Below are 13,008 nucleotides of genomic sequence, written 5' to 3'. Positions count from 1 at the left end.
TGTCAGATGATACGGTTGTAAAGATACAGATTATTTCTCTATGTGCGTTCTTTTGATGAGATCTGTAATTTATGATATTAAAATTGTTTCGTTTCTCTGATGGGTTGGTGGTTTAGTGCATAACGTTAACTTTTTGCGTGCTCTGGGTATATTCAGTATTTATCAGCAAGTCGCAGCAAATGAGGTAGAACACATTGAGAGCTTAGGTATTCCTAGATCGGTGTTTGATAATCCGATGAACCTGATACCAGTGAGAGAAGTGGATGAGTGGTATCACAACTTAGAGCAACGGACACAAAACCCAGACATCATTTTACAAATAGGACAAAAGGTTGATATTGAGAAGGCGGGACCACTGGCGAATTGGTTCTTCTCTGGGCATGATTTGGCTTCGACTATTCGCAGAATAAATCTAAGCCTTCATTGTTTACAGTCTGGTGCGTATCTCTATGGAGCGGAAGTAGGACCTCTGATTAAATGGTGTTACGAGAACCCGGCATACAGTGATAAGGGTAAGGTTCACGACTCCATTCGAGTCGCTATTTTCATGACGAAGATATTGCGCATGTATCTTGGTCACGATTTCAAGCCTGCGGCAGTGTGTATTGCTGGCCATCGTAAAAATGTCGAGGTTTATCAAGCTTACTTCGATTGCCCAATTCAATGGGGACAACCGAGAACCGAAGTGTGGTTGCCTAGTAATCTGAGGTTATCTGTCAATCAAGTTCGCTCTACCGGGCGTGCTAACTTAGCCATGAATTACCATGATTTGGATAATTACCTAAATATGCCTGATGCTGAAGATGAGCATAAGGTGATTTACGAAATGATCAATTACAGTCGGCATTTTGGTTTACCAACGCTTGCCAAGGTTTCTTCCTTGCTTGGGTTATCTGAGCAGCAATTTCAGAGGCGATTGAATCGTCTAGGCGTCACGTTCTCAACCATTACCGGTTATGTGTTGAGTAACGTGGCGGTTGAACTATTGCGGTATTCCACACCCATCAATGAGATCGCGACACGCCTTGGCTACACCAATACAGCGAGCTTTAACCGCATGTTTAAAAAACATAGAGGCTTAACACCCAGGCAGTATCGCGATCGTTTTCGAGCTCATTTCTAAGTGGCTTCAGTGCTACTTGCTGTTACTGCTGTTCGGCGCATTACTCCAACGAGAGCCGTAGGCTGCTGAATAGTCCGGCAGATCTATCTTACCTTCTAGTTCAGGTACGGTTTCGAGTGGACCTACGACGGTTCTATAAGGCAGTACTCCTGCCCAAACGGGAATGTCGAGGTCAGCTTCATCGTCGTTAACGCCGTGCTTACCAATTTTAACCGAGGCCTCTGTCAACGGAATGGCGAGTAGCTCTGTGGCCGCAAGTTCTCTCGGGCTACTCAGACGCACTTCTTTTGTTCGACCTGGCGCTATCTGTTCAATGAAATGATTGAGTAGTCTGTCTTTCTCGTCGGCGTCGTCAATGATTTCAAATGATCCAAATACCACCGCAGAACGATAGTGAGCACTGTGATGAAAAGCCGAACGTGCTAATACCCAGCCGTCAAACAGGGTGAAGGTTAGGCAAGTCTGAGCCCCTGTTTTTAGCCCTTTTAGTAGACGGCTGTTTTTTGCGCCGTGGATGTAGACATGGTTGTCAACACGCCATGCCAACATAGGGATCACTACCGGACCTTGATCTCCGTCTAAGGCGATGTGGGCAATGAGGCTTTCATCAATGATGTCGTATAGCTTGTGCTGTTCGAACTCTGCTTTGTGAGTTCCTTTCTTAATCGTTGTTCTGTTGGTTCTCGATAACATAATGACATCTCCATGATTGCTTTTTATTCAATCTAACGGTTAACTGGATACATAAATAGAGCCACTTTTAAAGAGTGTTTAGATCCAGTTATGCAGCCAATAGATATCGGAGACCTGTCATTAGATCTCAGTACAACAACACGTCAGAACGCCTTATTTCATGCTATCCGGGAAAAGATCGTGCGTGGTTTTTGGAGCAAAGGGAATAAACTTCCCTCTACTCGCAAGTTAGCTCTGGAGATTGATGTCAGCCGTAACACAGTGATTTTTGCTTACGAGCAATTAATGAGTGAAGGTTATATAGAGAGCCGAAAAGGAGCAGGCTATTTTGTTTCGATAGAACAGCCCGAATACTATCTAGGGGCGTTAGATGCTCCATCGGAAACGGTAAGCAAAGAATCACATGACGTGAATGGAAAGCCGGCTTTTGATGTGAATCATGGCTTTGCTCCCGGCGTTCCCGATCTTCAAGCTTTTCCATTCGCTAAATGGCAGCGCTTATTGCAGAGGCATGTGACGCGATTAAACCTTGCGGGAAATCAACAGGTTCAAGGATCGATTGCACTTCGTAAGGCCTTGAGTCATTACTTGGCGAGTAGCCGATCTGTTCATTGTGATTCCAGTCGAATCATTATTACGGTTGGTGCACAACAGGCGCTTTCAATCGCGTTGATGGCGACACTTAAGGCGGGAGATGGGGTCTTGATGGAGGAGCCTGGATACCGTCAAGTACATAAAATAATCGACCTTTTACAACTCAGGATGCAGCCTGTTCCGGTGCGTGAGAAGCAGGGGTTGTGTTTGGACAAAGTACTGGCGAGTAAAGCTCAAGCACTCTATGTCACACCAAGTAATCAGTACCCAATGGGTACTACGCTTACCATAGAGCAGAGACTGAAGATCATTGATTGGGCAAAACAGAATCGGGCTTGGATCATTGAAGATGACTACGATAGTGAATTTCAGTTTGCACACCGTCCTTACACCAGTATGCAAGGCTTAGCAGGCAAGCTAGAGCAAGACGAACGGGTGATTTACGTGGGTTCGCTCAGCAAAGTGATGTTCAACGGTTTGAGAATTGGCTACATGGTAGTACCCAAACAGTTGGTCCCTCGTTGTTTAGAAATTAAAGACGCTATTACTGGCGACTCACCCACGCATACACAGGAAGCGTTGGCAGACTTTATCAATGAAGGTGATCTATTAAGACACATTAGAAAAATGCGACGCCTTTACAAACAGAAGCATGAAGCGATGTTAGCAGCGTTGGAGAATGAGTTTGGTCAAGATCTTGAAGTGATAAGCCAAGCGGCTGGTCTGCATGTGACGGTGAAGTGGTATGACGGGATTTCGGAACGAGATTGGAGTGAAAGGGCGGAGAAAGAAAACATTGTCGTGCGTCCGTTTAGCTTTTACGAATACACGAAAAACAGTGACCGTGACTGGCGCGCTGTAATTTTGGGCTTTGGAAATGTTCCTTTGGAGCGAATACCTCAGAAAATGCGCGCCATTGCTCAAATTTTTTATCGTGAGTAATGGCGCAGAAAATATCTCTGGCTACGAGCCGGTGATTACTCTAACGACACGCGAGGTCGACCTAGCCAACGACGCCAAGGTAACAACAGTGCAACAAACACGAAGCATGCATAGAGCATTGACCAACTTAGGCAGATGAAAACTAAGGTACACAATAGCAGCGATAAGATTGCGATGTATTGGCCCGAACCTGACAGCAAGCGACAGGCTGCGAGCATTGCCAATAGGTAAACCAACACAAAGATCCCGTTGGCAAGTTTGAGGAAAAACTCAAGATCTAACGAAGATAGCTCACCAATCACGCAGGACAGCAGTGCGACAACACCGATAACAATGGTTGGATAAAGTGGAGCGCCGCGAGTATTGAGTTGAGCCATTTTACCAAGTGGATTGTGTTGACGAGCTTGCGCCCAAATCATGCGTGATAGACTCTGCGTATACAGATTGAGGCTGGCAAAACAGGCAAAGAAGCCGAGAATGCTGATCACAGTTTTGAGTCCATTACCAAACAGTTGCTCTGTGACCCAAGGAATCGCCGTCGCATCAAATTCAGCGGAACCATATGCGCCCAATTTTAAAATCACCACTGAACATGCCCAGTAAACCAAACCTGCGACAAAGCAACCTGCGATAATGGCTAGGGGAAAGTCGCGTTGCGGATTCTTAAACTCTTCTCCCATATGCGCAAATGCTTCAATGCCGACAAAACACCAAAACATCACGGCCAAGGCAGACCCGATAGCCCACATTGAATTTGAATCGACATTTGGAATCGCGACGTCAGCCATACCGATATCTGCTTTCCAAATAAAAGCACCAACGAGCGCAAGAATAGAGAGTGCAATGACAGTTTGTAGCCGACCTGAGGACTTACTGCCTAAAAGGTTGACAATGATCAGCAGTACGACAGTCAAAAACTGGGCACTGAGTGGTGCGTTTAGCGGTACGGGAAGTAGTTGTTGAGCAAAACCACCGGCCAAAGCGATCGCCGCAGGGATGCCCACAGGAATGACACTTACAAATAACCAAGCGACCGCCGTCTCCATACGTTGCCCAAACGCTTGACGCACAAAATAGGCAGTCCCCCCGGCATTGGGGTAGCGTTTTCCAAGTGCGGCGAAAGTGAGGGCAATTGGGCAAATGGCAATAAATAGCAGTAACCAAGCCAGTAGCGATAGTTGTCCTGCGATACCTGCTGCTATTGCAGGGATCATAAACAACCCAGTTCCGAGTAGGGTAGTGGAAAGCTGCCCGATACCGGAAAGCAGGGTAATTTCTTGTTTGAGTTGTGTCATGCGCCGTCCTTGAAGCTCTTTTTCTCGCTAACGTGCTTATTGGGATTCGCTAGCGCTATGTTTTAGTGCAAAAGCATACCCTTTCATTACTGAGAATGCAGCTAGAGAAACGTCTTAACTTGGTGTCATTTTAACGGTGTTTTGTATCTTAGAGGTGAAAGTGTCGGCTGTTCTAACGTCGAAATTTGTGTCAAATTAGAACGCTGAAATAACGATAGCAATGGAAGTCGTAAGCATAATGGATAAGTTTGATCGTCAAATCGTCGATATTCTAAACAATGATGGGCGCAGCTCAGTAAGGCTCGCATGCTAGGCAATATTAATCTTAATCTGCTGCGTTCACTGCATGTTTTGCTTGAAGAGTGCCATGTTAGTCGAGCTGCGGAGCGACTCCATATCACTCAATCAGCGGTTAGCCGTCAGCTCTCACAATTGAGAGAGCTGTGTAATGATCCCTTATTGGTCAGAGATGGCAATAAACTCATTCCGACTTCACGCGCTTTGTTGCTCAAAGATAAATTGGATGCGTTGCTAGGTGAATTTGACCACCTTCTTGATGATCAGCCTTTTGATCCTAAAGAGTGGAAAGGGGAGTTAGTTCTGGCGTCGAGTGATTATGTTGCTCAGTACATACTGCCTAATATTGTTGCCGATGTTTCTGAAGTTGCGCCGCATATCAATCTCGCTTACCGGTTGTGGGATCCCAGTTACCTTGAACGCCTTCATGACATGGGCATTCATTTGGCATCTAGCATGTTTCCAAAAAAACCTGAGCATGTTTCAAGCATGAAGCTTGGTGAAGACAAATCGGTATGTCTGATGAGAAGCTCACACCCACTGGCGCAGCAAAAAAAATTGAGTATCGATGATCTTGTTAACTTTGCACATATTAAAGTGACGGGAGGTGGAGACAAAGACACTCAAGCTGATATCGCTTTAAAGCAGCTAGGGCGTACTCGAAGAGTGGCTTTGAAAGTACCGTTTTTCTCAGCCGCGTGTAACGTACTAAACCAAGATGATTATCTGATGATTGTGCCAGAGCATATTGCTTATAACTTAGCTCGTCATCAACCATTGACTTACCGCTCCTTACCTTTTGAGACCGATAGCCATACCTATTGGCTGATGTGGCACCCTAAATTTGATAATGATTCTGCTCATAAGTGGGTACGTGAGAAGGCGTATCTTGCTATGCAGAAATCCAGTTACAATATCAGTATGATTTCAAATCATAGCAATGATGATTATCTTTGATTTCAATTTATATCTTGTTCAAATTAAGGTGACAACATAGTCAGCGAGGATAGTCTGCTCGCAGTAATTGAGTGTAGGAATGGAATAATGACAATAACGATTTGGTTTTCTTTATTAGCTATCTGCTTATTGGGTGCGATGTCTCCGGGACCAAGTTTGGCAATGATTGCAAAACACAGCTTAGCTGGTGGACGAATGAATGGTCTGATCGCGGCTTGGGCACATGCAGCAGGGATAGGTATCTATGCGTTTGCCACTATTATCGGTTTGGCGGTCGTGTTAGAACAGTCGCCAATGCTGTTTAAAGGCATTAGCTTAGCCGGTGCCGCTTACTTGGCATATCTTGGAGTTAATGCGCTTCGCTCGAAAGGGGGTGTTGCGGAAAAATTAGAAGGTGGGGAGCCTGTCACTTACATGCAGTCTGCTCGTGAGGCCTTTCTTATCTCAATTCTTAGCCCAAAGATCGCGTTGTTCTTTATCGCTCTGTTCAGCCAGTTTGTCGCTTTAGGTAATGAGCTGATGAACAAGGTCATCATTGTGTCGACACCGTTGATTGTGGACGGCCTATGGTACACCTTCATTACACTGGTATTATCGAGCCCGCTGATTGTTGACCGCATCCGTTCTCAAGCCCAGTTGATAGATAGGCTATCGGGTGTGGTATTGATCCTATTGGCGGCACGTGTGGTGTGGACAATCTAGCAAACACGTTGTAGAAACCAAAAAGGCTCACCGTGTTTCGTGGTGAGCCTTTTTACTATTGACTAGGATAACTGGATTGTTAACTAGGATAACTGGCTATAAAACTACTTTGAGTTTGCCATAACGTTACCAGACGCCATCACTTCACTAAGCTTGTGCATATTGTCTTCAAAATATGGGTTGAAAGTTAAGCGAGCGTGGTTCTTATCCGGCTCTTGATAACCCCAAGCGGAATACCAAGTTTCTTGACCGGCTTGGCACTCTTCTTCTCGTCCCTCAACTTGACCATTAGAGCAGATCTTTTCGCTACCATTGACTCCGTAATAAGGATTTTGTGGAGAGAAGAGAAGCCCCATATGAGAGCCGTTAGAGATACGTTGATCTGTTAGTTTCATGGTATAACGCACAGCCCTTGGATCACTTAAATCACGCTCCCCTTGCCAGATCATCACGTTGCTTGGATTAGGCATCAATTGGCTAAAGACACTCTCCACATATTGAGTGTCAATCACACTGTCACCTTCGCTCATTAACACAAATACTGGTTTGTCGTATTGCCCTTGTTGGAGGTCATTGCGCACGTTGACAGAAGTTTGGTAGTAAACCGATGCGCCGTTCATTGGTAACGAGTTGTAACGCAGCATATTGTCCTCAGGATCTTGATCCGCCCATGTGACAAAGTAGCTTGCTAGCTCAGCAAATTGTACGACCGAAGAGTTCGGTTGGAACGCCGGAGAGAACAAAAGTAGACCGGAAATCGTATGGTCCTTTATCGCTTGTGAGGTGACGAGATTGGCACCGGTTGAGTAACCTCCGAGCCAGACAGAGTCAAACTCTTGTTGAAGCAGTTTGGTGTGATGATCCACAACGCCTTGCCAGTCCTCAATACTAGGCAGCATTAGATCTGCAACACGACTGCCGTGGCCTGGCAGCAATACAGTACGCACCAGGTAGCCTTGTTGAGCAAGGTAAGTGGCCACATCATGGAATGAGTACGGAGAATCACCAAGGCCGTGCACAAGCAGAACAGCTTCGCCGTTTGGAGCGTCTGGCCGGTATTCGGTCGGAGAGTTTAGCTCAATCTCTTTTAAGTGATCATTTGAGACAAAAATACGGTGTGAAGCTAACCACTGTTGTGTTTCTGCTTTGTAGCGCTCGAAGCTATCTTGCTGATAATCAGGGAGTTCACCAGACGCTTGATATGCGGGGATAATAGGTTCGTTGGAGCAGCCGTATGTACCCATCAATGTTAGCGTTAGCAAGCTTAATGTAATGATATTCTTCATGTTGCACTTAGTAATCGGGTTTATTTGATGTTGCTTGTACAGTGAGCACCAAGCCCACTGTGTTGTGCTCATGCTAACGAATCTTGCGCTTATCGTTTGTTCGACAAGTCTTCATACTCGCCTTCGATAACACCAGCATCTCGATTCGGAGAGAAGTGGTTATTCATACGTGATGTAAAGCCATGTTGGGTCATTTGCTTCTGAATTTTTTTCCCTGTGATTAGAGCTGCAATCGTTAGAGGGATAGCAAGTAGCAAGCTGGTGAATAGTGCGATAAGACCAGTGAAGAGCGCTGCAACAGTAACTAAGATATTTTTCATAATTCATTTCCTCTTTTTCTATGTTGTCACTCTAACAAAGCTTTTCTGAACGAAACATGAACGGTGTTCAAAAAAATCTTTGGAAGTCATATTGACCTGAGTGTGTTTATTTTCAGTAGAATCTTGTAGTCATAAATACGCACTTCAAATATGGCTTTGTGTTTTTTGTTATATAAAACAGTAAGTTAAAAGTTGGCATGGAAGGTGCTCTAGGGAGTAGGAAAAATAAATCATTGTGAGCCAAGAACTTACAACAAACGACTATGACTGGAGCCCAATATGTTCTGTATTCAATGTGAACAAACTATTCAAACGCCAACCGTTAAAGGCTGCTCATTCGCACAAGGTATGTGTGGTAAAACTTCTGAAGTTTCTGATCTGCAAGATGTGTTGGTGTACTCACTGCAAGGGGTTTCTTTTTGGGCCAATTTAGGCCGCGCTTGCAACATCATTGATACGGAAATCGATGAGTGGGCACCAAAAGCGTTTTTCGCGACATTAACTAACGTGAACTTTGACCCTGAGCGAATCATTGAATTTGCTCAACAGTCACACGAATATAAGCAGCGTTTAGAGCAACAAGTTCGTGCTGCTGCGCTGGTGGTTGGTTTTGAAATTCCAGCACTGTCACCAGCCGCTCAATTTGATCTTCCAACAGATAGCAGTCAGTTGCTTGCACTTGCACCACAAGCTGCGGTTAACCGTGGTCATGATTCTCAACATGAGGACGTGATTGGCTTGCGTTTACTTTGTCTATACGGCTTAAAAGGCGCGGCAGCATACATGGAACACGCACGTGTTCTTGGTCAAACAAACCAAGACATTCATGCTGAATACCACCAAATCATGGCGTTCTTGGGTACAGATCCTACGGATCTGAAACAGCTGCTTGATACATCAATGCAGATCGGCTTGATGAACTACAAAGTCATGGAGATGTTGGACAAAGGCGAGACGGATACTTTTGGTCACCCACAGCCAACAGCCGTTAATGTTAAAACGAAGAAAGGTCATTGCATTCTTGTTTCTGGTCATGATCTACACGACCTAGAAAAGATCCTGCAACAGACAGAAGGTAAGGGCATTAATGTCTACACTAACGGCGAAATGCTTCCTGCTCACGGTTACCCTGAACTCAGCAAATACCCGCATTTAGCAGGTAACTACGGTAGTGCATGGCAAAACCAGCAAAAAGAGTTCGCTAATTTCCCAGGTGCGATCGTGATGACGTCTAACTGTCTGCTTAACCCAGATGTTGGTGCTTATGCCGATCGCTTATTTACCCGTAGTATCGTGGGGTGGCCGGGTGTCGCGCATCTTGAAGGTGATGACTTCAGCGCCGTTATCGATTGTGCATTAGCACAAGAGGGCTTCAAGCACGACGAGATCGAACAGATGATCACTGTAGGCTTTGGTCGCAATGCACTTATGGAAGCGGCTCCAGCGGTGGTTGAGCAAGTGAAAGAGGGCAACATCAAACATTTCTTCCTAGTGGGTGGTTGTGATGGTGATAAAGCGGAACGTAGCTATTACACAGACTTTACTGCTCAAGCTCCTGACGATTCGGTTATTCTGACTTTGGCTTGTGGTAAGTTCCGTTTCAACAAGAACCAATTTGGCGACATTAACGGTATTCCACGTCTTCTCGATGTTGGCCAATGTAATGACGCATACTCTGCAATTCAGCTTGCTTTAGCTCTGTCTCAAGAGTTTGATTGTGGGATCAATGAGCTTCCATTGACTCTGGTCCTTTCTTGGTTTGAGCAAAAAGCAATTGTGATCTTGCTTACTCTGTTTGCACTGGGTGTGAAAGGTATTTACACAGGTCCAACCGCACCTGCGTTCCTAACCGAGAACCTGTTGAAGATCATTCAAGACGAGTTCGACATGCGTGCTATTTCTACGCCTGAACAAGATCTTAAAACAATCTTAGCGGCTTAATCTCGCTAACTAAGCCTCGTGCCTAATAGACTGAATCTATTTAAGGCCCGAGGCTTTTGTCGTTCATCCCAAATTATAAAAAGTGAGTATTACTATGTACGCGTGGTCTGATAGCGATTCAATCTCTTTGGTTTGTCTTAAAAAATGGCATGAAACACCAGATACGGTTAGCTTTGAGCTGGGCTCAATTCCGCAAGATCTCCATTTCAACTTCAAGCCGGGTCAATTCATCACTCTAGGCTTGAACATGCCACAGAAAATGGACTATCGAGCTTATTCGATTGCCTCAGATACGGATGACAACCGTTTGAAACTGACAGTCAAACGTGTCGATGGCGGGTTAGTGTCAAACTTTATTGTGGATGAACTGGACGAAGGTGATGAAGTCACGGTACTGAAGCCTGCGGGTGAGTTTAACTGCATTGATTGCAAGCCTAGCACGACTAAGAAGGTTACTTTGGTAAGCGCGGGCTGCGGTATTACACCAGTTATCTCGATGGTGAAGTACTGGTTAAAACATGATCCTGCGATTGACATTGATTTCATCCACATGGCACGCAGCAAGCAAGAAACCATATATTTTGAAGAGCTTAATCAGTTGGATGAAATGCATGAGAATTTCAACCTCAAGCTATTGCTAAAAGATAATCAAGGAACCACGGCACCTCAAGGGCGTTTAGATAAGAGTTGGCTGGTTCGCCTATCTCCTGACATTCTAGAAAGAACCGTCTACTTATGCGGGCCAGTTGGATTCATGGAAGACGTAGAACGTTACCTAACTGAACTTGAATTTAACATGGCGAACTTTTACCAAGAGAGCTTCACACCAACCTCAAAGCTGGAGACAGCAAATCAAGTAGAAGTCGATGAAACGAGCGGACCTGTTGAAGTATTTGTGCCGGCGTTTGGTGCCAAGGTTGAAGCAGAATTAGGAACTCCGTTAGCCGACTCACTAGAGAAAGCGGGCGTTCCAATCATCATTGCATGTCGCAGTGGTATTTGCGGATCATGTAAATGCAAAGTGACCAAAGGCAGTGTCAGATCCAGTAGCCAAGAAACTCTGACATCAGAGGAGATAGAGCAAGGCTATGTGTTGGCATGTTCAAGCACTATTGATAGCGAACTGGAAGTCGAACTTGGGTAATTTTCTGTTTGATCTGCTCTGCGCATTCAATGAGACGAATTACTAGAATGAAAAAGGCCACTTAGTTCAGTTAGAGAGAGCAGAACCAAGTGGCAACTTTCCTAGAATTGACCGTAAAGTTCTCGAGGAAAGGGGGGGAGCGAAGCTCATACGAACTTCGCTTATATGATTATTATGTTGTGGAGCTTGTTATACCTAGAGGATTAAACCGCTGGGTAAGTTTTGTAGCGTACGCCCATCATCTGTTCCATACAGTGAACGACTTGGCAGCTGTAACCGAACTCATTATCGTACCAAATGTATAGAACTGCGCGGTTGTCTTGTGCAATTGTAGCAACGCCGTCAACAACGCCCGGGTGACGAGAGCCGACTAAGTCAGTAGAAACAATTTCCGTTGAGTCTGTGTAGTCGATCTGAGCTGAAAGCGGAGAAGAAAGTGCCATTTCACGTAGGTATGTGTTTAGCTCTTCTTTTGTTGTACCTGTTTCAAGGTTTAGGTTTGCTACCGCCATGGATACGTTTGGTGTCGGTACGCGAATTGCGTTGCCTGTTAGCTTACCAGCCATCTCTGGCATCGCTTTCGCTACAGCTTTCGCAGCCCCTGTTGACGTTAGAACCATGTTTAGTGAAGCAGCACGGCCACGACGATCGCCTGAGTGGAAGTTATCAATCAGGTTTTGGTCGTTTGTGAATGAGTGAACAGTCTCAATGTGACCTGATGTTACGCCAAACTTATCGTGTACGGCTTTAAGTACAGGAGTGATTGCGTTAGTCGTACAGCTTGCTGCAGAGATAATCGTATCTTCTGGCTTGATAACGTCTTCGTTAACACCAAATACAACATTTTTGATGTCGCCTTTACCTGGCGCTGTAAGCAGTACTTTGCTTGCACCGTTACAAGCTACGTGCTTACCAAGACCTTCAGCGTCACGCCATACACCTGTGTTATCAACAACCAGTGCGTTGTTGATACCGTAAGCTGTGTAATCGACATCTTCAGGCTTGTTCGCGTAAATTACTTGAATAAAGTTACCGTTAACAATGATCGCTTTGCGCTCGCTATCAACAACGATGCTGCCGTTGAATTGACCGTGTACTGAGTCACGACGCAGTAGGCTTGCACGCTTCTCTAGGTCACCATCTTTACCGCCACGAACCACGATAGCACGTAAACGAAGAGGGTAACCTGGACCACTTTTTTCAACAAGAATACGAGTCAGTAGTCGACCGATGCGACCAAAACCGTACAACACAACATCGCGAGGCTTAGTCATCGCTTCGCCTTCTAGAGACTCAATAAGAGCCGTTTGAAGGAAGTCATCCAGTGCCGTTACATCATCGTGGTTTTCCCAGTATTCATACGCTAGGCGGCCAACATCAACGCGGCAAGGAGACAGGCGCATTGATAGTAGGTGCTGAATGATTGGTTGTGTCTGTGAAGGGGTAAGCGGGGAGCCTGTGTAGTGTTTTGAAAGTCGGTGAGCTTTGATGATGTCAATGGTTGTTGCGTTAACTAACGTCTTTCCGAAAAGAATGACTTCAACGCCTTTTTGACGATATAGCTGACCAAGAGTTGGGGCGATAGATTCAGCAATAGTTTGACTAGTTTGCCAGTCTAGGAGGTGCTTTTCAGGGCTCATCTTTACTTGGGACCTTTCACGTTAAGTTTTGCAGGCTTGGCGAGTGTAGGGTGCTTACCTGCTTGGGGATAAAC

General features: G+C 45.3%; 11 protein-coding genes. 6 read left to right on the top strand and 5 right to left on the bottom strand.

Going from position 1 to position 13,008, the window contains the following annotated elements; translation table 11 throughout:
• Nucleotides 1–115 precede the first annotated feature (115 nt).
• Nucleotides 116–1,123, top strand: a complete 1,008-nt coding sequence (locus vsple_RS16830) for an AraC family transcriptional regulator (RefSeq protein ID WP_261883952.1) — start codon at nt 116–118, stop codon at nt 1,121–1,123.
• Nucleotides 1,124–1,135: 12 nt separating this feature from the next.
• Here the strand turns inward: vsple_RS16830 and vsple_RS16825 are convergent, their stop codons facing one another.
• Nucleotides 1,136–1,816, bottom strand: coding sequence for a pyridoxamine 5'-phosphate oxidase family protein (locus vsple_RS16825; RefSeq protein WP_261883951.1), 681 nt, complete (start codon nt 1,814–1,816; stop codon nt 1,136–1,138).
• A gap of 90 nt (nt 1,817–1,906) precedes the next feature.
• On the opposite strand from vsple_RS16825, the gene pdxR reads away from it, so the two are divergent.
• Nucleotides 1,907–3,352, top strand: coding sequence for a MocR-like pyridoxine biosynthesis transcription factor PdxR (pdxR, locus tag vsple_RS16820; protein ID WP_261883950.1), 1,446 nt, complete (start codon nt 1,907–1,909; stop codon nt 3,350–3,352).
• Between the two features lie 35 nt (nt 3,353–3,387).
• On the opposite strand, the gene yjeH is transcribed toward pdxR, so the two are convergent.
• Nucleotides 3,388–4,647, bottom strand: a complete 1,260-nt coding sequence (gene yjeH, locus vsple_RS16815; RefSeq protein WP_261883949.1) for an L-methionine/branched-chain amino acid transporter — start codon at nt 4,645–4,647, stop codon at nt 3,388–3,390.
• 306 nt (nt 4,648–4,953) lie between these two features.
• Here yjeH and vsple_RS16810 point away from each other — a divergent pair, with 306 nt between their 5' ends.
• Together vsple_RS16810 and vsple_RS16805 are read left to right on the top strand one after the other, a co-directional pair.
• Nucleotides 4,954–5,901 (top strand): LysR family transcriptional regulator, encoded by a 948-nt coding sequence (locus vsple_RS16810; protein ID WP_261883948.1) that lies wholly within the window; start codon nt 4,954–4,956, stop codon nt 5,899–5,901.
• A gap of 87 nt (nt 5,902–5,988) precedes the next feature.
• On the top strand, nt 5,989–6,603 hold the full coding sequence (locus vsple_RS16805; RefSeq protein ID WP_261883947.1) for a LysE family translocator: 615 nt from the start codon (nt 5,989–5,991) through the stop codon (nt 6,601–6,603).
• Between the two features lie 104 nt (nt 6,604–6,707).
• Here vsple_RS16805 and vsple_RS16800 read toward each other — a convergent pair whose 3' ends face one another.
• A complete protein-coding gene (locus vsple_RS16800) occupies nt 6,708–7,889 on the bottom strand; it encodes an alpha/beta hydrolase (RefSeq protein ID WP_261883946.1) in 1,182 nt (393 codons plus the stop codon).
• Between the two features lie 89 nt (nt 7,890–7,978).
• Nucleotides 7,979–8,209, bottom strand: coding sequence for a hypothetical protein (locus vsple_RS16795; protein ID WP_261883945.1), 231 nt, complete (start codon nt 8,207–8,209; stop codon nt 7,979–7,981).
• Between the two features lie 279 nt (nt 8,210–8,488).
• On the opposite strand from vsple_RS16795, the gene hcp reads away from it, so the two are divergent.
• Entirely contained in the window at nt 8,489–10,150 is a 1,662-nt protein-coding gene (hcp, locus tag vsple_RS16790; RefSeq protein WP_261883944.1) for a hydroxylamine reductase, read from the top strand.
• Between the two features lie 94 nt (nt 10,151–10,244).
• Complete coding sequence (locus vsple_RS16785; protein ID WP_261883943.1) at nt 10,245–11,294, top strand: FAD-binding oxidoreductase; 1,050 nt, start codon at nt 10,245–10,247, stop codon at nt 11,292–11,294.
• 203 nt (nt 11,295–11,497) lie between these two features.
• Here the strand turns inward: vsple_RS16785 and vsple_RS16780 are convergent, their stop codons facing one another.
• Complete coding sequence (locus vsple_RS16780) at nt 11,498–12,934, bottom strand: glyceraldehyde-3-phosphate dehydrogenase (protein WP_255232490.1); 1,437 nt, start codon at nt 12,932–12,934, stop codon at nt 11,498–11,500.
• Nucleotides 12,935–13,008: the final 74 nt, after the last annotated feature.

Source organism: Vibrio pelagius (assembly GCF_024347575.1).
In the GTDB taxonomy this organism is placed as follows: Bacteria; Pseudomonadota; Gammaproteobacteria; order Enterobacterales; family Vibrionaceae; genus Vibrio; species Vibrio pelagius.
The sequence above is the reverse complement of the archived record's forward strand: the minus strand, read 5'-3'. Positions and strand labels throughout refer to the sequence as shown.

What these genes read in the sequence shown, in the direction of transcription:
- vsple_RS16825 (WP_261883951.1), bottom strand. Translation starts at nt 1,816, where the DNA reads ATGTTATCGAGAACCAACAGAACAACGATTAAGAAAGGAACTCACAAA.
- pdxR (WP_261883950.1), top strand. Translation starts at nt 1,907, where the DNA reads ATGCAGCCAATAGATATCGGAGACCTGTCATTAGATCTCAGTACAACA.
- yjeH (WP_261883949.1), bottom strand. Translation starts at nt 4,647, where the DNA reads ATGACACAACTCAAACAAGAAATTACCCTGCTTTCCGGTATCGGGCAG.
- vsple_RS16810 (WP_261883948.1), top strand. Translation starts at nt 4,954, where the DNA reads ATGCTAGGCAATATTAATCTTAATCTGCTGCGTTCACTGCATGTTTTG.
- vsple_RS16805 (WP_261883947.1), top strand. Translation starts at nt 5,989, where the DNA reads ATGACAATAACGATTTGGTTTTCTTTATTAGCTATCTGCTTATTGGGT.
- vsple_RS16800 (WP_261883946.1), bottom strand. Translation starts at nt 7,889, where the DNA reads ATGAAGAATATCATTACATTAAGCTTGCTAACGCTAACATTGATGGGT.
- vsple_RS16795 (WP_261883945.1), bottom strand. Translation starts at nt 8,209, where the DNA reads ATGAAAAATATCTTAGTTACTGTTGCAGCGCTCTTCACTGGTCTTATC.
- hcp (WP_261883944.1), top strand. Translation starts at nt 8,489, where the DNA reads ATGTTCTGTATTCAATGTGAACAAACTATTCAAACGCCAACCGTTAAA.
- vsple_RS16785 (WP_261883943.1), top strand. Translation starts at nt 10,245, where the DNA reads ATGTACGCGTGGTCTGATAGCGATTCAATCTCTTTGGTTTGTCTTAAA.
- vsple_RS16780 (WP_255232490.1), bottom strand. Translation starts at nt 12,934, where the DNA reads ATGAGCCCTGAAAAGCACCTCCTAGACTGGCAAACTAGTCAAACTATT.